Annotated in this window: 22 protein-coding genes; 8 read left to right on the top strand and 14 right to left on the bottom strand. The window is 62.0% G+C overall.

Annotation, left to right across the window (positions count from 1 at the left end; all coding sequences use genetic code 11):
• Nucleotides 1-108: 108 nt before the first annotated feature.
• From KTN04_RS07750 to KTN04_RS07760, 3 genes are read left to right on the top strand one after another with little or no spacing between them, the layout of a single operon-like run.
• Entirely contained in the window at nt 109-714 is a 606-nt protein-coding gene (locus KTN04_RS07750; RefSeq protein WP_217334652.1) for a YjaG family protein, read from the top strand.
• A 2-nt stretch (nt 715-716) separates the two neighbouring features.
• Nucleotides 717-977: a hypothetical protein gene (locus KTN04_RS07755; protein WP_217334653.1), complete on the top strand. Its 261-nt coding sequence runs from the start codon at nt 717-719 to the stop codon at nt 975-977.
• A gap of 19 nt (nt 978-996) precedes the next feature.
• On the top strand, nt 997-1,491 hold the full coding sequence (locus KTN04_RS07760) for a hypothetical protein (protein ID WP_217334654.1): 495 nt from the start codon (nt 997-999) through the stop codon (nt 1,489-1,491).
• On the opposite strand, the gene KTN04_RS07765 is transcribed toward KTN04_RS07760, so the two are convergent.
• Nucleotides 1,488-2,426 (bottom strand): NADP-dependent oxidoreductase, encoded by a 939-nt coding sequence (locus KTN04_RS07765; RefSeq protein ID WP_217334655.1) that lies wholly within the window; start codon nt 2,424-2,426, stop codon nt 1,488-1,490. The two genes, KTN04_RS07760 and KTN04_RS07765, sit on opposite strands and share 4 nt — an antisense overlap.
• A 108-nt stretch (nt 2,427-2,534) precedes the next feature.
• Between KTN04_RS07765 and cysZ the strand changes: the two genes are divergently transcribed.
• The gene (gene cysZ, locus KTN04_RS07770; RefSeq protein ID WP_217334656.1) at nt 2,535-3,296 is read left to right on the top strand and encodes a sulfate transporter CysZ; all 762 of its coding nucleotides are present in this window, start codon (nt 2,535-2,537) and stop codon (nt 3,294-3,296) included.
• On the opposite strand, the gene phoR is transcribed toward cysZ, so the two are convergent.
• The 9 genes from phoR to KTN04_RS07815 form a co-directional block, all read right to left on the bottom strand.
• The gene (gene phoR, locus KTN04_RS07775) at nt 3,274-4,581 is read right to left on the bottom strand and encodes a phosphate regulon sensor histidine kinase PhoR (protein ID WP_217334657.1); all 1,308 of its coding nucleotides are present in this window, start codon (nt 4,579-4,581) and stop codon (nt 3,274-3,276) included. The two genes, cysZ and phoR, sit on opposite strands and share 23 nt — an antisense overlap.
• Nucleotides 4,582-4,628: 47 nt before the next feature.
• The gene (phoB, locus tag KTN04_RS07780) at nt 4,629-5,324 is read right to left on the bottom strand and encodes a phosphate regulon transcriptional regulator PhoB (protein ID WP_217334658.1); all 696 of its coding nucleotides are present in this window, start codon (nt 5,322-5,324) and stop codon (nt 4,629-4,631) included.
• Between the two features lie 123 nt (nt 5,325-5,447).
• Nucleotides 5,448-6,329: a 4-hydroxybenzoate octaprenyltransferase gene (gene ubiA, locus KTN04_RS07785; protein WP_256449075.1), complete on the bottom strand. Its 882-nt coding sequence runs from the start codon at nt 6,327-6,329 to the stop codon at nt 5,448-5,450.
• A 22-nt stretch (nt 6,330-6,351) separates the two neighbouring features.
• The gene (locus tag KTN04_RS07790) at nt 6,352-6,894 is read right to left on the bottom strand and encodes a chorismate--pyruvate lyase family protein (protein WP_217334660.1); all 543 of its coding nucleotides are present in this window, start codon (nt 6,892-6,894) and stop codon (nt 6,352-6,354) included.
• A 480-nt stretch (nt 6,895-7,374) separates the two neighbouring features.
• Nucleotides 7,375-8,133, bottom strand: coding sequence for a phosphate signaling complex protein PhoU (gene phoU, locus KTN04_RS07795; protein WP_217334661.1), 759 nt, complete (start codon nt 8,131-8,133; stop codon nt 7,375-7,377).
• Between the two features lie 29 nt (nt 8,134-8,162).
• Nucleotides 8,163-8,996 carry a phosphate ABC transporter ATP-binding protein PstB gene (gene pstB, locus KTN04_RS07800; RefSeq protein ID WP_217334662.1) on the bottom strand — a complete coding sequence of 278 codons (834 nt, stop codon included), beginning with the start codon at nt 8,994-8,996 and terminating at the stop codon, nt 8,163-8,165.
• Between the two features lie 39 nt (nt 8,997-9,035).
• Nucleotides 9,036-10,724 (bottom strand): phosphate ABC transporter permease PstA, encoded by a 1,689-nt coding sequence (gene pstA / locus KTN04_RS07805; protein ID WP_217334663.1) that lies wholly within the window; start codon nt 10,722-10,724, stop codon nt 9,036-9,038.
• 24 nt (nt 10,725-10,748) lie between these two features.
• Nucleotides 10,749-13,013, bottom strand: a complete 2,265-nt coding sequence (locus KTN04_RS07810; protein WP_217334664.1) for an ABC transporter permease subunit — start codon at nt 13,011-13,013, stop codon at nt 10,749-10,751.
• Between the two features lie 136 nt (nt 13,014-13,149).
• Nucleotides 13,150-14,118 carry a PstS family phosphate ABC transporter substrate-binding protein gene (locus tag KTN04_RS07815; RefSeq protein ID WP_217334665.1) on the bottom strand — a complete coding sequence of 323 codons (969 nt, stop codon included), beginning with the start codon at nt 14,116-14,118 and terminating at the stop codon, nt 13,150-13,152.
• Nucleotides 14,119-14,316: 198 nt separating this feature from the next.
• Between KTN04_RS07815 and KTN04_RS07820 the strand changes: the two genes are divergently transcribed.
• Entirely contained in the window at nt 14,317-14,718 is a 402-nt protein-coding gene (locus tag KTN04_RS07820) for an acyl-CoA thioesterase (RefSeq protein WP_217334666.1), read from the top strand.
• A 30-nt stretch (nt 14,719-14,748) separates the two neighbouring features.
• On the opposite strand, the gene KTN04_RS07825 is transcribed toward KTN04_RS07820, so the two are convergent.
• The 4 genes from KTN04_RS07825 to ilvD form a co-directional block, all read right to left on the bottom strand.
• Nucleotides 14,749-16,083, bottom strand: coding sequence for a DASS family sodium-coupled anion symporter (locus tag KTN04_RS07825; protein WP_217334667.1), 1,335 nt, complete (start codon nt 16,081-16,083; stop codon nt 14,749-14,751).
• Between the two features lie 117 nt (nt 16,084-16,200).
• The gene (locus KTN04_RS07830; RefSeq protein WP_217334668.1) at nt 16,201-17,430 is read right to left on the bottom strand and encodes a nucleoside recognition domain-containing protein; all 1,230 of its coding nucleotides are present in this window, start codon (nt 17,428-17,430) and stop codon (nt 16,201-16,203) included.
• Between the two features lie 398 nt (nt 17,431-17,828).
• On the bottom strand, nt 17,829-19,931 hold the full coding sequence (gene ovoA / locus KTN04_RS07835) for a 5-histidylcysteine sulfoxide synthase (RefSeq protein WP_254262446.1): 2,103 nt from the start codon (nt 19,929-19,931) through the stop codon (nt 17,829-17,831).
• Nucleotides 19,932-20,121: 190 nt separating this feature from the next.
• Nucleotides 20,122-21,954 carry a dihydroxy-acid dehydratase gene (gene ilvD, locus KTN04_RS07840; RefSeq protein ID WP_217334670.1) on the bottom strand — a complete coding sequence of 611 codons (1,833 nt, stop codon included), beginning with the start codon at nt 21,952-21,954 and terminating at the stop codon, nt 20,122-20,124.
• Nucleotides 21,955-22,085: 131 nt separating this feature from the next.
• Here ilvD and ald point away from each other — a divergent pair, with 131 nt between their 5' ends.
• The 3 genes from ald to KTN04_RS07855 are packed head-to-tail and all read left to right on the top strand — an operon-like array spanning nt 22,086 to nt 23,707.
• Entirely contained in the window at nt 22,086-23,207 is a 1,122-nt protein-coding gene (gene ald / locus KTN04_RS07845) for an alanine dehydrogenase (protein WP_217334671.1), read from the top strand.
• A 50-nt stretch (nt 23,208-23,257) separates the two neighbouring features.
• Complete coding sequence (locus KTN04_RS07850) at nt 23,258-23,491, top strand: hypothetical protein (RefSeq protein WP_217334672.1); 234 nt, start codon at nt 23,258-23,260, stop codon at nt 23,489-23,491.
• Between the two features lie 24 nt (nt 23,492-23,515).
• On the top strand, nt 23,516-23,707 hold the full coding sequence (locus KTN04_RS07855) for a YgaP family membrane protein (RefSeq protein ID WP_217334673.1): 192 nt from the start codon (nt 23,516-23,518) through the stop codon (nt 23,705-23,707).
• Nucleotides 23,708-23,750 lie beyond the last annotated feature (43 nt).

The raw sequence follows: 23,750 nt of genomic DNA on the forward strand, positions 1-23,750 counted from the left end.
CCTCAGTATATCAGGTAAAACCTTTAGCGCGGCAGCACCCCGACCCCCTACAGCTTGCTGCAGCAAAGCCGTACAATAGCGGCACAGACACCAAGGTGGAGATCTCCCATGACTGAACTGCTGAATCTCGAGCCCGAGCTGGAAACGTTCGAGCCCTGGCAGCTGACCGCATTCTCGGCGGCGCTGACCGAACGCATGTTCCCCAATTTCGCGCTGTTCGCACGTTTGGTCGAGTTTGGCGATGTCGCCAAGATACGCCAGGTGCTGGATGGCGTTTGGGACAGCCTGACCGGGCGCGCCGGCAAGATGAATTTCGAGGTGCAGCAGGAAGCTGTCGAAGCCAACATGCCCGATCTGGACGAATACGACATGTACGGAGCCCTGCCGGCGCTGGACGCTATCGTGGCCCTGAACGCGACCCTCAACTGCATCCTGGAAAAGGACCGCAGTGAAGCGGCCAACATCGGTCAGCTGTCGCGCGAGTGCGTGGCCACCTTCCTGGAGGTGACCGAAGGCGATGACGAAATGTCCGACGAGGACCTGGTCAAGCTGATCAACACCCATGAGCTGATGCAGGCCGAGGATGCCTTCCGTGACGAGGTGCTGGAACAGCTGCGGGCGCACAAGCATCCCACGCCCGACTTTGTGGCCTCGCTGCGTGCGTTGGCGCGCAACGAAGGGGTCAGCAATATCGGCATCAGTGACGACGACTGACCATGTTGCGACTGGGACTGATATTGCTGGTGGTGCCGGCGCTGCTGCTGATGGGCGGCTATTTCTACGACCTGTCACTGGCCGATGCCTGCCTGGATCAGGGCGGTTCCTGGAACTATCAGGCAGCCGAGTGCGATGCCGCCGGTGCGGATCATCCGTTCGTGCCGTTCATGGTACGCCATCCGCTGATCGTCAATGGCAGCATGTTGCTGTCGGTGGTCGGGTTGCTGATCTGCATGGCCGGCCTGTATCGACGCCGCTGAGGCGCACGGGGAAACACGCATGCTGAAAAAAATCATTCTGGCACTGGTGCTGATTCCAGCACTGCTGATGCTCTTTTTGTGGCAAGTGCAGCCGGCCTGGTGGCTGACGGCCAAGGCGCAATGGCTGGCCGAGTTCAATGCTGAACGGGCCGAGCAGACGGCACACTGGCGTGGGCTGGGCACACGGCTGGGGCAGTCGGCCGACCAGGCCGCCTGCCTGGATCGGGCATTAACCGACTTCGATGGCTGTACCGGCTTTGAGTGCACGGTCAACTATGGCCGTTTTCTCAATGCCTGTTTGGCCGTGGCGGCGCCGGCCGATGGTTTTTGCGAGGACGTACCAGCGTTTCGCGAAGAGCCCACGGAAGATGACAAGACCTGGGCCAAGCACGCTTGCTGGGACCGCAACATTCGGGGGGAAGGCTGCCGTTTGCTGATGCGTCAGCAGCAGCTGTTCTGCAGCCGTCCCGAGGGGGCTGATGCGGCCGCGGCTGGCGCTGAGGCAGACCGCTAGGCTGTCAGTACCAGCTTGCCACGGATGTGGCCCTGGCTGCTCAGCTGATGGGCCTTGGCGGCCTCCGAGAGCGGCAGGGTATCGGCCACGTTGAGCATGACCTTGCCGCTGGACGCCAGCATTGACAGATCATGCAATTGGGCCGCGTCAGGCCGGGCCCGTATGCCCTTGACCCTGAGTCCGCGTGCCTCTCCGGCCGCCACCACCTCGGCGGCGGTCACGGACGGCAGCGTGACCATCAGGCCGTGCGGATTGAGACAATCCAGCGCACGGATGGCCGTGTCGCCACCCACCCCGTCAATGATCAGGTCGGCATCATGAATCAGGTTTTCCACCTGCTGTCGACCATAGTCGATGACATCGTCGCAGCCCAGGCTCTGCAGGAAGCACTTGTTGCCGGATGATGCCGTGCCGATAACATGGGCGCCCTTCCACTTGGCCAGCTGAGCCGCCAGGTGTCCCACGCCCCCGGCGGCCGCCAGCACCAGCACCGACTGGCCGGCCTTGAGCTGGCCGACCTCGAACAGCGCCTGCCAAGCGGTCAGACCTGCCAGCCCCAGACCTGCTGCCGTGACCGGGTCCAGAGCGGCCGGGCGTAGACAGAGCTGGTCGGCCGGCGCCACCAGGTGCTCGGCGTAGCAGCCGGCAGGGTGTGGGAAGCGCACGAACCCCATCACCTCGTCACCGCTGCGCAGCGTGTCGACGCCTTCTCCCAGCGCCTCCACCGTGCCGGCACACTCCCAGCCGGGACAGAAGGGCAGGGCCTCGATGAAGCCGCTGGCGCCGCCACCGGAACAGGTCTTCCAGTCGATCGGGTTGACACCGGCAGCACGCATGCGGAGCAGTACTTCGCCGGGGCCGGGCTGAGGGATATCCACCTCGTCCTGTTGCAGGTTTTCCGGGCCGCCAAAGTCATGGATGCGCATTGCTTTCATGTTAATCTCCCCGATTTCACGGCCATGGCTGGCCGTTCGCAGTCGTTATTATCCACAAGAGTAAAGTGATCTTCACTGATCTGGCAAACTTTGTTGCAAGGAGAGTCCATGCGAGCCAATCCCGTTCGTGGCGCCGGCTATCTGCTGCGCGGCGCTGCCATGCTGCCCCAACCCGGCCTGCGTCGCTTTGTGCTGGTGCCGCTGATTGTCAATGTGCTGCTGTTTATCGGCGCAATCTGGTTCTTGATCGAGCAGTTCTCGGTCTGGGTCGACTACTGGCTCGGGTTTCTGCCGCAGTGGGCCGATTTTCTGTACTGGGCATTTTGGCCCGTTTTCGCCCTGCTGGTGCTGGTGCTGGTGTATTACGGCTTCTCCATCGTGGCCAACCTGATTGCAGCGCCGTTCAACGGCTTTCTGTCGGAGAAAGTGGAGACACAACTGCGGGGCGAACCGGTGACGGACGAGGGCTGGGGCGAGTTGCTGGCCATGATTCCGCGTTCCCTGGCGCGTGAATTGCACAAGCTGGCCTATTATCTGCCGCGCCTGCTGTTGGTGTTTGCCATTACCTTCATTCCGGTGGTCAATCTGGTGGCGCCGCTGCTCTGGTTCCTGTTCGGTGCCTGGATGATGTCGATCCAGTACTGCGATTATCCGATGGACAACAACAAGGTGAGCTTCGGTCAGATGCGTCAGTTGATGAAGACGCGACGGGTGACCTCGATCGGCTTTGGCGGACTGGTACAGCTGGGCATGCTGATACCGGTGGTCAACCTGATTCTCATGCCGGCGGCAGTCGTGGGCGCCACCATTTTCTGGGTTGAAGAGTATGCCGGTGAGGTACGTGATATCAGCCCGCGTCCGTCTCCCTGACCGGCACTACCATGTCGGGCGTGAAGTGGCAGGTAAAGGTGCTGCCTTCGCCTGGTGTGCTGTCGATGCTCAGGTGCGCGCCGTGGCGCATCAGCACGTGCTTGACGATGGCCAAGCCCAGGCCGGTGCCGCCGCTGGCGGATGAGCGGCTCTCATCGATGCGGTAGAAACGCTCGGTCAGGCGCGGCAGGTGCATGGGTTCGATGCCGATGCCGTCATCGCTGACAGAAAAATGCCCACCCTGGCTGTCCACCTGCCAGCGCAGTGTGATGGTGCCGTTGTCCGGGGTATAGCGCACGGCGTTGAACACCAGGTTGGAAAAGGCGCTGCGCAGTTCGTTTTCCTGTCCCAGCAGGTCATATTCGGAATCCAGTTCCAGCACGAAGTGATGGCCACGGCCAGTGGCCAGGGCCTCGCCGTCTTCATGAATCTGGCGAATCAGGGAATGAATCAGGATCGGATGCTCGTCGCTGATGTGCTGACTGGCTTCCAGCCGTGACAGCAGCAGCAGATCGGTGACCAGGCTCTCCATGCGTCGAGCCTGTTGCTGCATCTGCCCCAGGCCGCGCTGCAGGGGGCGCGGCAGCTCCTGATCGAGAAACGTTTCAAGGTAGCCCCGGATCACGGTCAGCGGGGTGCGCAGTTCGTGGGACGCATTGGCCACGAAGTCCTGGCGGGTCTGTTCCAGACGCAGCAGTCGGGTGATATCGCGTGCTACCAGCAGGCGGTCGCCCTCGCCGAACTTGGTGATCTGGTATTGCAGCTGCAGATCGCTGTTGACCGGTGAGGGCAATTCTAACGGTTCCTGGTAATGCCCCTTGCGGAAGTAGCGCACGAAACGTGGATCACGCAGCAGGTTCATCAGCGGTTTGCCGCGGTCGGAGGTGGCCTTGAGCCCCAGCAGGCGGTCGGCTGAACGGTTCCACCACTCCAGGTTGTGATGGCTGTCGATGATCACGATGGCATCGCTGAGCGCCGCCGAGGACTGCTGGAAGCGGGAGATGATGCCACGCAGGTGCTGCTCACGGGCGCGGCTGCGCTTCTGCAGCCTGGCCAATTCATCAAACAGGTCGCCCCAGGCACCCCCGGCTTCGGGCGGCTCTGATCCGTCTTCACGGTGCAGCCAGTCGCTGAGGCGGTTGAAGCTGCGGATCTGCTGCACGCCCCAGATCAGCAGGCCGGCACTCAGGCCAACCATGGCGTGGCCGAACAGAGCACCGGCTATCAGACCGGCGGTGGCCAGCAGCAGCAGACTGATCAGCAGGGCGTGACGTGTTACATGCATCGCGGAACTCCATCCTGAAGGCGATCATGCCGGTGGGGCCGGCGGATTCAGGCCACCTGTGCCGAGAAGCGGTAGCCGGTACCGCGCACGGTTTGCACCAAGTAGTCATGGCGTTCGCCCAGTGCCTTGCGCAGACGACGGATGTGTACATCCACGGTGCGCTCTTCGACATAGACGTTGCCGCCCCAGACCATGTCCAGCAGCTGGCTGCGGGAGTAGGCGCGGTCAGGGTGGGTCATGAAAAACTGCAGCAGGCGAAACTCGGTCGGTCCCAACTCCAGCGGTTGGCTGTCGGCCGTCACCCGATGGGACACCGGATCCAGCGTCAGGCCATCCACGGTCACTGGCTCCTCGACACCCTTGGGCGTGGTACGGCGCAACACGGCCTTGAGGCGTGCCACCAGCTCGCGCGGCGAAAACGGCTTGGTGATGTAGTCATCCACACCCGTTTCCAGTCCCTTGATCTTGTTGTCCTCGTCTGTTTTCGCGGTCAGCATGATGATCGGAATATCGGCGGTGACTTCGTCCTTGCGCAGGCGACGGGCAAACTCGATCCCGCTGGTGCCGGGCATCATCCAGTCCAGCAGTACCATATCGGGCTTGTTGTCCACGATCTGGGCATGCGCGTCCTGGGCGTTGTCGGCTTCGCTGCATTCGTAGCCGGCCATTTCCAGCGCAACGGCGATCATCTCGCGGATCGGTGCTTCGTCGTCGACGATCAGCACGCGTTTGGATGCAGACATCGTTTTCTGCCTCATCTACAGGTGTTATCGGAAGCCTTTATTACAAGACGTTTCCGTTACACTAATATGACACAGATGCAGCAGAACCGATATTTGCTCAAAAAGACCAATACTTTCCGTGGCTTATCGGCTGGCATAGTCCAGTACGATGCCCACCAGTACGGCCAGTTCGGCATAGTGATTGTTGAGAAAGGCCTGGAAGCAGGGCATGCGTTCACGGTGGCGGATCAGCCACTGCTGGTAGGCAAAATAGCCTAACGCCGCGGCCAGGCCCAGATAGTACCAGTGCCCCAGTTGTTCCAGCATGCCGACCCATGCCAGCACGATCAGGGCGGCCAGCTGCAGCAGGCCCACGATCCGTTTGTCATGCCGGCCGAACAGCACAGCGGTGGACTTGACCCCGATCTTCAGGTCATCGTCGCGGTCCACCATGGCATATTGAGTATCGTAGGCCACGGTCCACAGCAGCTTGGCAGCGTACAGCAGCCAGGCCGTGAGCGGGACCTGTTCTTGAATGGCGGTAAAGGCCATGGGGATGGCCCAGCCGAAGGCTGCACCCAGCACCAGCTGCGGCAGGTGGGTATAGCGCTTCATGAACGGGTAGACAAACGCCAGGGCCAGGCCGCCGAATGACATCAGGACAGTCATCGTATTGGTCAGCAGTACCAGCAGGAACGCTGCCAGCATCAAGCCGACAAAGAGCCCCAGTGCCTCGCGTTCGGTGACCCGCCCCGAGGGCAGCGGGCGCTGGTAGGTGCGCTTGACGTGGCCGTCGATATGACGGTCGGCGTAGTCGTTGATGACGCAGCCGGCGGAGCGGGTCAGGAACACGCCCAGACAGAAAATCAGCAGCAGCGGCAGTGACGGCACACCCTCGGCGGCGATCCACAGCGCCCACAGGGTCGGCCAGAGCAACAGGTAGGTACCGATCGGCTTGTCGGCCCGCATCAGGTGGATGTAGGCCAACAGGCGGTCTTTCAGGGGACGTGCGGCTGGGGTCTGCAACTCGAAGCTCCTGCTTGCTGATTCAGAGCGGGTATTGTACGTGCTCCATCTCGGGGAGAAAAACCTCGCATACCAGCAGCGGCTTGCCGTGCAGGCGGAACACCGAACGTCGGGCCCAGTAGTGCTGGCGGTCCTCATCACGCAGGCAGCAGGCCATCAGCGGGCTGCGTGTCAGGCTGGGGTCGCTGAACATCAGCGAGCCGAGCGAGCGGTTACCGAGCAATGTGAGACGACGTTCGCGGCCGGTGAGAGTGGCGGCGGGCAGCACCGAGCGGGCATAGACCCAGGGGGTGCCGTTACGGCCCAGCAGTTCCACCTCGCGGATCAGGGCCAGCTGGCGCGGCGGCATCCCCAGTGCGCGGGCCTCGTCGGCGGTGGGGGTGTCCCAGCGCTGGGCCAGCACGCGCACGGCAAATTCGCCGCCGGCGGCGCGGGTCAGGCGCTGCGTCAATGAGCCGCGATCCTGCAGCCAGGGCCGCCAGTGATGCGGCGCGGCATGGCTACCCTCGGCCAGGGTCCAGTGTTTGGGCGTGAGTGGAGCAAGCAGGGCGGTGCGGGCTGACACGTACGAATTTCCGGCAGTTCGAAAGCGGCTGAGTGTAGCATTTTACGGCGCTGGCTGCCTGTGGGTGAACCGAAGGTAATGGTCTGCGTGGGTAATGGGGTTAAATCTGGCGGACACGCCATAAACCATCCTTGGGGCTCGGCTGCGGCCTTCCCTGGCCGCAGACGGTCAGCCAGACTCAACCCCATTACCCCTATGGCGAGTACGGGGGTACATCTGTCTTCGCAGTCATGTATATCGAAATAATGAATTGGCCCAGCCGCTGAAACGAGTTGGCACTCTGTTGTGGAGGGGGCGTGGTGATGGGTATGTGCAACCGTCTGCCGCCAGGCCGAAAATAGCTCCTGTATGTTCGGTATTTCCGCCATCCATGGCGGCCAGTGGCGGCAGTCGAGCGGTCATGGATGACGTATAGCGAGTCGCACATGCACGGCACCACTGCCTGTCAGTCGCTGGCCTTTTGTTGTACGCATCTGTTGCTCAGTCGTCGCTGTCCTCGTCCTGCAGGCTACCTTCGGACTCTTCCTGCACGGTGCGCTTGAGCTGCTTCAGGCTCTGGTGACGCACGTCGGTGCCGCTGACCTGGTAGATCAAGTGCTCGGACAGGTTGCGGGCGTGGTCGCCGATGCGTTCCAGGCTGCGCAGCACCCAGATCACATTGAGCACGTTGGAGATGGCGCGGGCATCTTCCATCATGTAGGTGACCAGCGAGCGCATGGCGGTGCGGTATTCCTGGTCCACGTTCTTGTCCTGCTTGGCGACGCGGTAGGCCATCTCCAGATCGTTGCGGGCAAACGCGGTGAGGATATCCTTGACCATGTCACGCACCAGGTTGCCGATATGGCGCACTTCCTGGAAGCCACGTTGGTTGGCACCGCTGTCGGCCAGTTCGATCGCCATCTTGCAGATGCGGGTGGCTTCATCGCCGATGCGTTCCAGATCGGACACCGCCCGGCTGATTGACACGATCAGGCGCAGGTCGCTGGCTGCCGGCTGGCGACGGGCGATGGTGGTGGTGCACTGCTCGTCGATCATCAGCTCCATGGCATTGGTCTGCTGATCGATGCGGCGTGACTGCTCCGCCAGTTCGACGTCACCGGTGAGCAGCGCCTCGACGGCGTCGCTGACCTGACGTTCGACAATGCCGCCCATGGTCAGCATCTGGGTGCGGATTTTTTCCAGCTCTTCGTTGAATTGCTGGGAAATATGGGTCGAGTAATTCGCGTTTTCGAGTTCCATGATCTTCTCCGTTGCTGATACGGGCCACATTAGCCGTAACGGCCGGTGATGTAGTCTTCAGTCTGTTTCTTTTCCGGTTTGGTGAACAGCGCATCGGTGGCACCGAACTCGATCAGGTCGCCCATGTACATGAACGCGGTGTAGTCGGACACACGCGCCGCCTGTTGCATGTTGTGGGTCACGATGACGATGGTGAAATCGTTCTTGAGTTCGTGGATCAGCTCCTCGATCTTCAGGGTGGAGATCGGGTCCAGCGCCGAAGCAGGTTCGTCCAGCAGCAGCACTTCCGGCTTGACCGCCACGGTGCGGGCGATGACCAGACGCTGCTGCTGACCGCCGGACATGCCCAGCGCGCTTTCGTGCAGACGGTCTTTCACTTCATCCCAGAGCGCGGCGGAGCGCAGCGCCCACTCGACGGTTTCGTCGATGACGCGCTTCTTGTTGATGCCCTGAATACGCAGGCCGTAGGCAACGTTCTCATAGATCGACTTGGGGAAGGGGTTCGGCTTCTGGAACACCATGCCGACGCGGCGGCGCAGATCGGCCACGTTGACGGTGCGATCATAGATGTTGTCCCCGTCCAGCAGCAGCTGGCCAGAGATGCTGCAGTTGTCGACCAGATCGTTCATGCGGTTGAAGCAGCGCAGCAGGGTGGACTTGCCGCAGCCGGACGGGCCGATGAACGCGGTGACGCGGTTCTTGGGGATATCCATGTTGATGCCGTGCAGCGCTTCCTTGTCACCGTAGCTCAGGCGCAGGTCCTGGACCTGCAGGGTAATCTGCTCGTCAGCCAGGTTGAGGTTGCTGTCGCCGCGCTGCATGGAGGCAATATCGATGGCGTGGGTTTTGGCTTCACTGGTCATATCGGTAAACCTTCAAATTTAATCAGTCAGTTGCGGCGATTACATCTCGAGCGCTTTGTACTTTTCGCGCAGGTGGTTGCGGATCGCGATGGCCGAGAAGTTCAGCAGGGCGATCACTACCACCAGCAGGAATGCTGTGGCATACACCAGCGGGCGGGCCGCTTCCACGTTCGGGCTCTGGAAGCCCACATCATAGATGTGGAAGCCCAGGTGCATGAACTTCTGGTCCAGGTGCAGGAACGGATAGTTGCCGTCCAGCGGCAGGCTCGGCGCCAGTTTCACCACACCCACCAGCATCAGCGGAGCCACTTCACCGGCGGCGCGGGCGATCGCCAGAATGACGCCGGTCATCATCGCCGGGCTGGCCATCGGCAGGACCACCTTGATCAGGGTTTCGAACTTGGTGGCCCCCAGGGCCAGGGAGCCTTCACGCACCGAGCGCGGAATACGGGCCAGGCCTTCCTCGGTGGCCACGATCACCACCGGCACGGTCAGCAGCGCCAGGGTAATGGAGGCCCACATCAGGCCGCCGGTGCCGAAGGTCGGCGACGGCTTGGCTTCCGGGAAGAACAGGTCATCAATGGTACCGCCCAGGAAGTAGACGAAGAAGCCCAGGCCAAACACGCCGTATACAATGGACGGCACGCCGGCCAGATTGTTCACCGCAATGCGGATCAGGCGGGTGACGAAGCCCTGCTTGGCGTATTCACGCAGGTAGACCGCAGCGATCACGCCGAACGGGGTCACCAGCACGGACATCAGGATCACCATCATCACGGTGCCGAAGATCGCCGGGAAGATGCCGCCCTCGGTGTTGGCTTCGCGCGGCTCATCGGAGAGGAACTCCCACAGCTTGGCACCGTAGTGCATCAGCTTGTCGCCGGTACCCATGTTGTTGGGCAGGAAGGCACGGACCACCTTGGACAGGCGAATCTCGACTTCGCGGCCGTCGGCAATCTCGGCGGTGAAACTGTCACGGTTGATCTGGCTGTAGAGGTCAATCAGGTCCTGCTGCAGGACTTCATAGTCAGCATTCAGTTCGGCACGGCGCGCCTCGATGTCGGCGTAGGCCTGGGCATCGGTGGACTGTTCCAGTTCCAGCGAGCGCTCCTGCAGACGCAGGCGCTCGATCTCGTAGTTGATGCTGCCGATCTTGTCCTTCTCGATCTCCAGAATCTGGTCGCGAATCTCCAACACCCGCTCCAGACGGGTCTGGAATTCGGCCCAGACGTTCAGGTATTCCTCGGACTTGGCATAGCCGTCATGGCGGGCCAGGGTCTCGCCCGCTTCGCGGATTTCGCGCAGATAGCCGTAGAAATTGCCCCATTCCAGACGTTCGGCCACCATGACCATCTCCGGGTGGGAGCGTTCGGTGATCATGTTGTCCATGGCCCAGACGAAGTCGGCGGGCAGAAAGTCGCGGTTGCCGACCTTGAGCAGGTCGCGGCGCAGGGCTTCCACGCCTTCCGGCACCTGGATGCCGGCGCCGCGCAGCTGCTCGGCGGGCACCATCTCATCCTGCACCATCTCGCCCAGGATGCGGCGGCTCTGCTCGCCCTGGGTATAGGTGGCCTGCATCACGTCGGCAGGCCAGAAATGGGCCAGGCCGCGCACGGCAATCAGGCCCAGCAGACCGACCACCATGATCACGCAGATGGCTACGGCACCGGCATTGAGCCAGACCCAGGGGGAGCCGGATTTGGTCCATTCGTTTACTGAATAACGCATCTATCTAATCCTCACTCTCACCGATCACAGGGATCCGTATTTCTTGCGCAGGTGCTGGCGGATGGTCTCGGCCAGGGTGTTCACCACAAAGGTGAACAGGAACAGCACGAAAGCGGCCAGGAACAGGGTGCGGTAGTGGGTACTGCCGACCTCGGATTCCGGCATCTCCACGGCGATGTTGGCGGCCAGGGTACGCATGCCCTCGAAGATGTTGATGTCCATGATCGGCGTGTTGCCGGTGGCCATCAGCACGATCATGGTTTCACCCACGGCGCGGCCCATGCCGATCATCAGCGCCGAGAAGATGCCCGGGCTGGCGGTGGGCAGGATGACGCGGGTTAGCGTTTGCCAGGCGGTGGCGCCCAGAGCCAGAGAGCCGTAACTCAGGTGCTTGGGCACCGCGAAGATGGCGTCCTCGGTGATCGAGAAAATGGTCGGGATCACGGCAAAGCCCATGGCGATACCCACCACCAGGGCGTTGCGCTGGTCGTAGGGAATGCCCGCTTCATTGCTCAGCCAGGTCGGCAAGTGGCCGCCGAACAGGGCGTCCTCGATCGGGCCGGCCAGACCCAGGCCGATCCAGGTGGCCAGCATCACCACCGGAATCAGCAGCGCCGCATCCCAGCCTTCCGGAATCAGGAAGCGGATCTTGTTGGGCATGTTGTTCCAGGTGAAGCCGAATAGCACGATGGCGAGCGGGATTACCAGCAGACAGGTAAAGATCCCCGCCAGATTGGCTTCCATGAAGGGCGCCAGCCAGAGACCGGCAAGGAAGCCCAGAATTACGGTGGGCAGGGCCTCCATCAGCTCGATGAACGGCTTCACCTTGCGGCGCATGCTCGGCACCATGAAGTAGGCGGTGTAGATGGCACCGGCGATCGCCAGCGGGGTTGCCAGCAGCATGGCATAGAAGGCCGCCTTCAGGGTGCCGAAGGCCAGCGGCATCAGGCTGTACTTGGGTTCGAAGTCGTTGTTGGAGGCGGACGACTGCCAGATGTACTCGGGCTCTTCATAGCCTTCATACCAAACCTTTTCCCAATAGGCGCTCCAGGAAATTTCCGGGTGTTCGTTGTCGACATGCCAGAAGCTCAGGCGATCGCCATGCTGCACCAGCAGTGCGTTGGCGCGGGGTGCCAGGGCGATGGCATCGGCGGCACCGCTGAACAGCGGCTCGCTCAGGGCCTGACGGTTGGCGGTGCTGCTGTACAGGTTCAGGGTGCCGTCGGCGGCCAGGGTCACGATGCCCTTGCGGCGCTGTTCGGTGGTCAGGTTGGTAATGGCGCTGCTGCCGTGCTCGAAATCGCGGATGTGGGTGAGCTGGAACTGATTGGTTTCATCACGCACGAAGAACCACTGTGACAGCTGGCCACGGGCATCACCGATGATCACGGAGCTGCCGCCCAGCAGCAGTTCGAAGCTGGTAATGCGGTCCTTGCTGGCCTCGACCAGCTGGGTCACTTCCGGCGTGTTGCCCAGCGACATGACCGCAACCTTGCCCTGGGGCACGCTGGCCAGCAGCCAGCGCTGGTCCGGCGTCATCAGCATCTTCTGCGGCTTGATGCCGAAGCTCGGCAGGTCGCGGCGGCTGGTGTCGATCTCGGTTTCCCCAGTGAGGAAGTTCTCGCGCATGGACAGGGTCAGCTCGGACAGCTGATCGCCGCTGAGCGCGATCAGGGTCCACTGGTCGCTGTCACGATTGAGTGTCAGGTGCTCGACCGGGCCGGCGGCCACGGCCAGCGGCGCTTCACCCAGCGGGTAGACTAGCTCGGGGTTGAGCACGCGCTGACCGTTGGGGTAGGTAGCCTTGTAGTTGTGCTTGACCACCTTGACGCTGCCGTCACTGAGACCGAAGGCGAAGGTCTGGCTGGCTTCGGATACCAGCGCGAAGCTGCTGATGTCGACGCCTTTCGGCAGGGCCAGCTGTTCGCGCTGCAGCACGCGGCCACTGGTGGTGTCAAAGAAGATCATCTCGCCGCTGTGGGTGGCGCGGAAGCCGATTTCGGCCTGTTCCTCAACGGCCAGATAGAGCGTCCTGCCCTGACCCGGTACGGCATAGCTGACCTCCTGTTGGCCACCCCAGGGCTCGATGCTGGCGGAGCGGAACAGAGGGGCAACTTCATACAGCAGGTAGAAGAAGATCATCACGACGGCGATGATGACGCTGATGCCGCCGATGGCAATGCCGCCGGCGGCCATCTTGTCCTTCATCATGCGCGCCTTGCGCAGGCGACGCTGGGCTGGAGTGTTGAAGTCCAGCTCCGGTACCGTGTTGGTTTGCTCAATACTCATGGCTGAGGATCCCGAGATGTGTCGAACTTGATATGGCCGCTACAATAAGTCAAAGACATGACTGTTTTGTTACATCTGTAACAAAAGCAAAAAGGGGAGCCATCCTGGCTCCCCTTCGTTAGGATCGTGCGGGTGATTACAGGCCCAGATCCTTCATTTGCTTTTCAACAACCTTGGCCGGCAGCGGGATGTAGCCGTCCTTCACGACCACTTCCTGACCCACCTTGGACAGCACCAGCTTCAGGAACTCACGCTCCAGCGGCTGCAGGTCCTGGCCCGGCTTCTTGTTGATGTACACGTACAGGGAACGTGCCAGCGGGTACTTGCCCATGACCGCGTTTTCCGGGGTCGGCTCGACATAGTCGGTACCGGACTTGGACAGCGGCAGCGCACGAACAGAGGCTGTCTTGTAGCCGATGCCGGAGTAGCCCAGGGCGTTCACGGACGTGGAGACAGACTGAACCACGGAAGCAGAGCCCGGCTGTTCGTTGACGCTGTTCTTGAAGTCGCCTTTACACAGGGCAACCTTCTTGAAGTAGCCGTAAGTGCCGGATACGGAGTTGCGGCCGAACAGCTGGATGCTCTGGTCGGCCAATGATCCGCCAATGCCCAGATCGCTCCACTTGCTGGCGTCTTCAGCGGCGCCGCACTTGCGGGTGGAAGAGAACACGGCGTCAACCTGGTCGATGCTCATGCCCTGGATCGGGTTGTCCTTGTGGGCGAAAACGGCCAGAGCGTCGATGGCCACGGCTACCGGCGTCGGCTTGTAACCGAATTTCTTCTCGAAGGCTTCGATTTCCTTGTCCTTCATCTTGCGGCTCATCGGGCCGATGTTGGAGGTGCCTTCGGTCAGGGCGGGCGGCGCAGTGGAAGAACCGGCGGCCTGGATCTGGATGTTGACGTTCGGGTAGCTGCGCTTGAACTCTTCCGCCCACAGGGTCATCAGGTTGGCCAGGGTGTCGGAGCCGACACTGGACAGGTTGCCGGAAACGCCAGAGGCCTTTTCATAGACCGGCAGGTTCGGGTCGAGGAGATCACTGGCGTGTGCGGTGAAGCAGGTGGCAGTCATGGCGACCGCTGCGAACAGCTTTTTCATCGGTTTCATTGTCGGCTCCTGGTACGGAAACGGGTTATTGATTCGATATGGGGGCACTATAAGCAGGCTTTGTGACGGTAAGATGACACTGGCGGTGGCCGGCGCCAGACGTGCCCGGGGCTGATCATCGTGTACAACCTTAGTATCATGGGCAGGGCTGGCGACAACGGGCCTGAACGGCTCCTTTCATGTAACGGGAATAGAATAATGACAATACACGACGATCAACCGCTGAGCCCTGAAGGGATGCTCAGCCTGCAGCTGCCGGCCGGGCCGGATGCCGTGAACATGTTTGGCGATGTCTATGGTGGCTGGGTGGCCTCACAGCTGGTGCTGGCCAGCGAGATCCGTGCCGGTCAGGAGGCGCGCGGGCGTGTGGCGACGGTGTCAGTGGGCCGGATGGGGTTCATGTCGCCGGTGTTGGCCGGTACGCTGCTGAGCTTTTATACCCGCGTGCTGGAGCGGGGTCACAGTTCACTGCGGATTCAGGTGGAAGTCTGGGGGCGTTGCCCGGATGGGCTGGAGTGGCGCAAGGTGACGCGTGCGGAGTGTGTGCAGGTGGCGATCGACCAGCAGGGACGCATACGTGCCCTGCCGGTCAGCGCCTGAACCGGTCCGTTCGGACCGGTTCGCCGGGCATCAGAGCATGACCCAGGCACCGCCGGCGATTACGGCGGTCATCATGATGTTGAGCACTACGCCGGCCCGCATCATCTCGCGCTGCGGCAGGTAGCCGGAGCCGTAGACAATGGCGTTCGGTGGCGTCGCCACCGGCAGCATGAAGGCACAGGATGCGGCAATGGCAATCACCGCTGCCATCACTTCCTTAGGCAGGCCCATGCTTTCGGCAATGCCCACGAAAATGGGTACCAGCAGGGCGCTACTGGCGGTGTTACTGGCAATTTCCGTCAGCATGACCACGAAGGCCGCGACCACCAGCAGGAACAAGGGCGCCGAGGCACCGGCCATCATGCCGCTGATGCCTTCGGCCAGGAACAGGCTGGCGCCGGTCGCCTTGAGTACGGCAGACAGGGTTAGACCACCACCGAACAGCAACAGCACGCCCCAGTCAGCTGACTTCTCGATTTGTTTCCAGGTCACTAGCTGCAACATGCACAGCAGTAGAATGGCGTTCATGGCGATGATGGAGTCCAGTCCCTTGGCCACGCCCAGCAGCTGTGCCAGTGGCTTGCTGAACAGCCACATGCCCACGGTCAGGGCAAAGACACCCAGCGTCATCCACTGCTTGCTGTTCAGGGCCTCGTGACGGTGCACTTCACGGAACTTGTGGCTCAGGTCTGGGCGGCACATGAAGTACAGTACGACGATCATCAGCGGCAGAGACAGTACCACGGTCGGGATGCCGAACTTGAGCCAGTCGGAGAAGCTCAGACCAACGGCACCGGCGGCAATGGCGTTGGGCGGCGAACCCACCAGGGTGCCGATACCACCGATGTTGGCCGAGTAGGCCACACCCAGCAACACGAACCAGTAGGTGCGCTGGTTGCCCTCGTAGGGCAGCTGGCGCAGCAGGCCCAATGCCAGTGGCAGCATCATGGCTGTGGTGGCGGTATTGGAGATCCACATGGACAGGCCAGCGGCCGTCAAGAACAGCAGTATGGAGGCACTGCCCAGATGGCCGCGTGCCAGTCTGATCACGTGGCTGGCGATGTACTTGTCCAGTTCCTGGGCGTTGAGTGCCGCGGCCAGACCAAAGCCCCCCAAGAACAGGAAAATGATCGGGTGCGCAAAGCTCTTCAGAGCATCGGCGACTGAAAAAACGCCCGCCAGCACGGTGAGCACCGGCACCAGCAGGGCGGTCACGGTGATGTTGAAGGTTTCCGTCATCCACAGGATGGCGACCACCGCCAGAATAGCGAGGCCGGTGCGCAGCTCGGGCTCCAGCGGTGCCAGGAACCAGATGCCGGCCGCACTCAGCACTGCCAGCAGGAAGGTTATCCACTTGCCGGTCATGAATCTCTCCCAGGCGAAAGTTGAAGGAGGTTTTTAGGAAAGCGCGAATTCTACACAGTTGTTTCTGGTGGAGCCACTTTGGTCTACAGGCCCAGATCAACTCCAGTTTAGGTAAGCTCAGCCGAAAAACCAGTAACCACAGGTGATGGCGGCAATGATACCGGCCAGGTCAGCGCTGAGGCCGCACCAGAGTGCATGCCGACTGTGGCGGATGCCCACCGCGCCGAAGTACACCGCCAGCACATAAAAGGTGGTTTCGGTGGAGCCCTGAATGATCGAGGCCACTTGGGCGGCGAAGGAATCGACGCCATGGGTACTCATGGTCTCCAGCATCATCGCCCGGGCGCCGGAGCCGGACAGCGGCTTCATCAGCGCCGTGGGCAGGGCATCGGCAAAGCGGGTATCCAGCCCGAACAGCCCGATTGCCTCACTCAGCAGCAAGATAAAGGCCTCCAGCGCGCCGCTTTCGCGCAGTACGCCGATCGCCACCAGCATCGCCAGCAGGTAAGGGATAATCATAATCGCGGTCTCGAAGCCCTGTTTGGCACCTTCGATGAAGGTGTCGTAAACGTTGACGCCCTTGCGCTGGGCCAGCAGCAGAAACAGGATGATGGCGCTGAACAGGGCCAGGTTGCCGACCAGTGCGGACTGACGCTGGAGCTCATCCACGCCGAGGGTGGCGAAGTAACCGATGAACGCCAGCAGCAGGCTGATGCCGCCGCCGAACCAGAGCAGCAGGGTGCGCTGCAGCAGGTTGATGCGCTGCACCCAGCAGGTCACCAGCAGGCCCACCAGAGTGGAACAACTGGTCGCGATGAGGATGGGGATAAACACCGCCGTGGGGTCGCTGGAGCCCTGCTGGGCGCGGTAGAGGAACACGGTGATCGGGAACAGGGTCACCGAGGAAGTGTTGAGCACCAGAAACAGGATCTGGGCGTTGCTGGCGGTGTGCTTGTCCGGGTTCAGCGTCTGCAAATCCTGCATCGCCTTGAGCCCCAAAGGCGTGGCGGCGTTGTCGAGGCCGAGCAGGTTGGCGGACAGGTTCAGGGTCATGGAGCCGATCGCCGGATGGCGCGGCGGTACCTCCGGCATCAACCGGGTGAATACAGGCCCCAGAGCACGGGCCAGGGTATCGACCAGCCCCGAGGCCTCGGCCAGTTTCATCATCCCCAGCCAGAAGGCGAGGGTGCCGATCAGGCCGATGGCCAGCTCCACGGTGAGCTTGGACATGGCAAAGGTGCTTTCCACCATGCGCTGGAACACACCGGAGTCGCCCATCCCCAGCCACTGCCAGAGCGCGGCGACAAAGGCGATCAGGAAAAAACCGAGCCAGATCCGATGCAGCATGGAGGAACGTCCTGTGGAATGCGTGCTTCGATTCTAGCGAGCAAGCCTTTCTCTGACCACCGGTAGGCTGTTGGTGAGCCTGTTTGTATTCGGCCGGTTGCCCAAGCTTTATTGACACGCCGTAAACCCATCCATGGGGGGCTCAGCTGCCGCCATCGACCGCCATGGATGGCGGGAATGCCGAAAATGCAGGAGCATTTTTCGGCCGGCAGGGGGAAATCAATCAATGTATTGCCGTGCAGCTGTGCAAAGGGGGGGATGCGATGGGTGGGGAGCAGGTGACGTCACATGCATGCGACACGCTGTTCGTCATCCCTGACCGCTTGGCTGCCGCCGTCCCTGGCGGCAGACAGTCGCATACACGTGGCGTCACCTGCTCTGTTGATTCTGCACCGGTATCACCCCTTCAACCGCCAGCAGGTCACTTCCGACAGGGTGTGCTGGAACTTGCGGCGGGTTTCGCGGATGACAAAGGGCACCGCTTCCGGGCCACCAATCAGTTCAAAGTGCTCGTCCAGCACGTCATGCAGACCGTCCAGGGTGGTGACATTCTCGCCGTCACGCTTGAAGCCGCCCAGCCACTCCTCTTTCGGGGTATGTTCTTCCAGCCAGGTGTAGGGCGAGGCCAGGACCAGCACGCCGCCGGGGTTGAGACGGCTGTATACCTGGGACAGGAACTTGCGCGGGCTGTACAGGCGGTCGATCAGGTTGGCGGCCAGAATCAGGTCGTAGCCGGTCAGGATCGGCTTGAGGTTGCAGGCATCGCCCTGGCTGAAGTGCACCTTATTGGCCACGTCCGCCAGTTCCAGTGACGCCAGATCGCGTTCGTAATAGCTGACCAGTTCCCCTTCGTCCGCCAGGGTATAACGCAGGCGGCCCTGCTGCTGTAGCTGCACGCCCAGATTAATCAGGCGGGCGGAGAAATCGACGCCATCCACGGCATCGAAGTGGCGCGCCAGCTCGAAGCTGGCACGGCCGGTGGCGCAGCCCAGATCCAGTGCCTTGCCGTTGCGCGCTCCCGCCACATCAATGGCCAGGCGAGCCAGCGCCTGCGGGAAGTTGGCGACGCCAAAGTGCTCGTCACCGTAGTGGAATTCGGCGTACTGGGAGGCCAGTTCGTCGCTTTCGTAACGGGAGTCGGGCACGGCCTTGGGCGGCTCGCCTGCCACGTAACGGAAACCGGCATGCTGGAAAAAGTGGCGGCGGAAGGCGTAGCGCGCGCTGCGCAGGCTTTCGTTGCCGCAGCTGATCCAGCTGCCTCCCTTGATCAGGTTGTGCTGGTCATCGAAGGTCGGGGTGGTGAAGTCGTCATAATAGGGATGCACTTCGAAGCCTTCGAACGGATGGATCGGGGTCTGTGTCCACTGCCAGACGTTGCCGCTAACATCATAGAAATCCCCCTGGGCAAAGCGGTAGACCGGGCAGGAGGAGGCAAAGTGGTCCAGATGCAGGTTGGCATTCACCGCCGCGCCCGGTGCCGGTTCGCCGACCCGGGACAGATCGTACAGGCGATACCATTCGTCTTCGCTGGGCAGGCGAATCGGTTCGCCGGTCTGGGCCGCTTTCCAGCGGCAGAAGGCCTCGGCTTCGTGACAGTTCACTTCCACCGGCCAGTCCCAGGGCATGTACACCTGCTCGCACATCAGCCGCAGCTGCCAATCGTCATCACCGCGTACCCAGAAGGTCGGATGCTCGGCGGCGGCAAACTGGCGCCAGTTCCAGCCCTCTTCGCTCCACCACTGGGCGTCGCGGTAGCCGACGGCTTCGACAAAGGCCAGAAACTCCTGGTTGGACACCAGCATCTGCGCCGCCTGGAAGGCGTCCAGCTCGACCTCGCGCTGGCCGTACTCGTTGTCCCAGCCGTAGAAAGCATCGTTCCGTGCCTTGCCCAGGGTGACAGAACCGGCAGGGATGTCGATCAGCTGGTTGGCCGGTGCCGGGCCGGAGTCGCGGCAAGGGGGCCAGGCCGGGTGTGGCTGTACATATTTGAGATCATGCTGGCGGATCAGCACCGAGGAGGTTTCCAGGTGGATGCGCTCGTGTTCGATACCCATCAGGATGGTCCACCAGGGGTGTTCCCAGTCGATGGGCGAGGTCAGCGGAGCTTCACGGATGATGCGGTCCAGCGTCTGACGCACCTGGTCGCGATAGGCCTTGACCTCGGCGGGGGCGGGCCAGTCATAGTGGTCGTCATTGAGATCGTCCCAGCTCATCTCGTCCACGCCGACGGCAAAGATCGACTCGAAATGCGGGTTGATGCGCTCCCCAACCAGTCCGGCCAGCAGCAGCTTGTTGATAAAGAAGGTAGCGGTGTGGCCGTAGTAGAAGATCAGCGGGTGGCGTAAGCTGATCGGTTTGACGAGATAGGCTTCGTCACAGGTCAGCACTTCGAACAGTTGCTCGTAACGGTCGAAGGTGGTGTGAAAATAGTCGAGAATCTCGCCACGCAGGGCGTCGGTATCCGGGTTGTCCAGCCGAGGGGTACGGGTTAGGCGTTCCATGTGCAGTCCTGATCCTGTTGGCGACATGTGTCGGTTCAGTATAGACAGCCGCAGGCAGGACAAACACCGGCCTCGGCCACTGGGCGTGGGACTGATACTGACAGGGGACAGATTTGGATCAGAAAGGATGGAAGGGCAGCGCCATGGCGACACTGCCCCGAAGGGCCCCGGAGGCGGGGCCTGCCGAGGTTCAGTCCAGCTGGGACAGGTCGCGTACGGCGCCCTTGTCGGCGGAGGTCGCCAGCTTGGCGTAGGCCTTGAGTGCGGCCGATACCTTGCGCGGGCGCTCCTCGGCTGGTTTCCAGCCCAGCTTGTCCTGTTCGGCGCGGCGCATGGCCAGTTCCTCGTCGGACACCAGCACGTTGATGGTGCGGTTAGGGATATCGATCAGGATACGATCGCCGTTCTTCACCAGACCGATGGCACCGCCGGCAGCGGCTTCCGGCGAGGCGTGACCGATGGACAGGCCTGAGGTGCCGCCGGAGAAACGACCGTCGGTGAGCAGGGCGCAGTCCTTGCCCAGGCCCTTGGATTTCAGGTAGGAGGTCGGGTACAGCATCTCCTGCATGCCCGGGCCGCCTTTGGGGCCTTCGTAGCGGATGATGACCACGTCACCGGCTTTCACCTCGTCGTTGAGGATCTTGCTGACCGCTTCGTCCTGGGATTCCATCACGTTGGCGGTGCCCTCGAACACCAGGATCGACTCGTCGACACCGGCGGATTTCACCACACAGCCATCCAGGGCGATATTGCCGTAGAGCACCGCCAGGCCGCCTTCCAGCGAGAAGGCGTTGTCGAGGGAACGGATGCAGCCCTGTTCGCGGTCACCGTCCAGGGTCGGCCAGCGGGTCGCCTGGCTGAACGCCTGCTGGGTCGGGATACCGGCAGGGCCCGCCTTGTAGAACTCGATCACTTCCGGTGTCGGGTTGCGCATGATATCCCACTGATCCAGCGCTTCTTTCATGGTCGCGGTATGCACGGTGGGGACGTCGGTGTGCAGCTTGCCGGCACGGTCCAGCTCACCGAGGATGCCCATGATGCCACCGGCGCGGTGGACGTCTTCAATGTGGTACTTCTGGGTGTTCGGCGCTACCTTGCACAGCTGGGGCACCACGCGGGAGAGGCGGTCGATATCCTTCATGGTGAAGTCGATCTCCGCTTCTTGGGCGATCGCCAGCAGGTGCAGGATGGTGTTGGTAGAGCCGCCCATGGCGATATCCAGGGTCATGGCGTTTTCGAACGCCTTGAGGCCGACCGCGCGGGGCAGGATGCGTTCGTCGTTGCCTTCGTAATACTTCTTGGCCAGCTCGACGATGGTGTGACCGGCACGCTTGAACAGGGCTTCACGGTCGGCGTGGGTGGCCAGCATGGTGCCGTTGCCCGGCAGGGACAGACCCAGCGCTTCGGTCAGGCAGTTCATCGAGTTGGCGGTAAACATGCCGGAGCAGGAGCCGCAGGTGGGGCAGGCGGAACGCTCGACTTCGGCCACTTCCTCGTCGGAAGCATTGGGGTCGGCAGCCAGTACCATGGCGTCCACCAGGTCCAGCTTGTGCTCAGACAGCTTGGTCTTGCCGGCCTCCATCGGGCCGCCGGAGACGAAGATCACCGGAATGTTCAGGCGCATGGCCGCCATCAGCATCCCCGGGGTGATTTTGTCGCAGTTGGAGATGCACACCAGCGCATCGGCGCAGTGGGCATTGACCATGTATTCGACAGAGTCGGCGATGATGTCGCGGCTCGGCAGCGAGTAAAGCATGCCATCGTGGCCCATGGCGATTCCGTCATCCACGGCGATGGTGTTGAATTCCTTGGCCACGCCACCCGCGGCTTCGATTTCACGGGCCACCAGCTGCCCCATGTCCTTGAGGTGGACATGGCCAGGCACGAACTGGGTAAAGGAGTTGGCAACGGCGATGATCGGCTTGTGGAAATCCTCGTCCTTCATGCCGGTGGCGCGCCAGAGGGCGCGGGCACCTGCCATGTTGCGGCCGGCGGTAGAGGTCTTGGAACGATACTCTGGCATGGGGCTCCCCTTGGAATTCGGGTGATCAAATATGCCCGAGTATATCAGATAAAATGCCCGCGCCGAGGCGCCGGGAGCCGTCGTGTTTTTCGACTACACTGAGCCTGAAATCCCGATGAAGGAGCAGGCAGATGCGTATAGGCGTGCCGCGAGAGATCAAGAACCGTGAGTATCGGGTCGGCATGACCCCCATGGGCGTGCGCGAGCTGGTGGAGCAGGGCCATCAGGTGCAGGTGGAACAGGGGGCAGGAGTCGCTGCCGGTTTCGGCGATCAGGCCTATGAACAGGCCGGTGCGGTGCTGGTGGATGATCCGCGCTCGGTGTTCTCCTGGGCTGATCTGATCGTCAAGGTAAAAGAACCCCAGCCCAATGAATGTGGCTGGCTCAGTGCCGATCAGGTGCTGTTCACCTATTTGCATCTGGCCGCCGACCGGGCCCTGACCGATGCCTTGCTGGCCAGTGGCTGCACTGCCATCGGCTATGAAACCGTCACCGATGCCCATGGCGGGTTGCCGTTGCTGGCGCCGATGAGCGAGGTGGCCGGGCGCATGGCGGTACAGGCCGGTGCCCACTGTCTGGAAAAGGCTCAGGGCGGCCGCGGTGTGTTGTTGGGCGGTGTCCCCGGTGTCAGCCCGGCGCGGGTGCTGGTAATCGGGGGCGGTGTAGTGGGTGAGAACGCGGTGCGGGTGGCGCTGGGAATGGGCGCACGGGTGGTCCTGCTGGACAAGTCGCTGCCGCGCCTGCGGCAGCTGGACGAACGCTTCAACGGCGCGCTGACCACGCTGTACTCAACCACGGAAAACATCGAGCAGCAGCTGGCTCAGGCGGATCTGGTCATCGGCGCCGTACTGCTGCCGGGCGCGGCGGCGCCCAAGCTGGTGACGCGTGGGATGCTGGCCAGCATGCAGCCGGGGGCCGTGCTGGTGGACGTGGCCATCGATCAGGGCGGCTGTTTCGAAACCAGTCATCCCACCACCCATGATGACCCGGTGTTCGAGGAAGAGGGTGTGGTGCATTATTGCGTGGCCAATATGCCGGGGGCGGTGGCGCGTACCGCTACCCTGGCGCTGACCAATGCCACTCTGCCTTATGTCGAGCAGCTGGCCGCGTATGGCTGGCGCCATGCCTTGCAGGATGTGCCGGGTTTTGCTGCCGGGCTCAATATCCATTCCAGGCGTGTGACCTGTGCCGGGGTTGCCGAGGCGTTTGACCTGCCTCAGGTGACGCCCGCGCAGGTGCTGGGCAGCGCTTGAAACCCCGGCGGTGCCGTTTTATGCTCGGGGGCTCATATAAGGAGTTGCTGATGAATAATAACAATATCCGCTCGGACCTTTGGCTCACGCGTTTGACGAAAATCGGGATTCCATTGGCACTGCTGTGCGTGGCCTGCCTCTGGGCCGGTCAGTGGCTGGGCAGTGCCCTTTTAGGCTGGCTGTTTCTGTTGACCCTGCCGCCGGTACTGGCGATCGGACTGGCCTACAATCTGCGTTACCTGTTGCTGGCACAGCGTGCCCGACGCATGGCATCCCGTTCCTGACCCCTGACAAGCGAGGTATATCTGATGGACAAGAATATCGGCATTCTGGACCAGCTGGTGCGTGTACTGGTCGGCCTGGTCTTCATCATTCTCATTTTCTTCGGGCCGCAAACCTGGTGGGGGCTGATCGGTGTGCCGATCATCGCCATTGCCATTTCCGGCACCTGTCCGCTGTACAGCTTGCTGGGCATTCGCACTTGCCGCCGCGGCGCCTGAGATTCATGTTGCATTCAGACCGCCGCCACTAGGGTAGGCGAGA

It is taken from the genome of Marinobacterium weihaiense, assembly GCF_019061305.1.
Taxonomy (GTDB): Bacteria; Pseudomonadota; Gammaproteobacteria; order Pseudomonadales; family Balneatricaceae; genus Marinobacterium; species Marinobacterium weihaiense.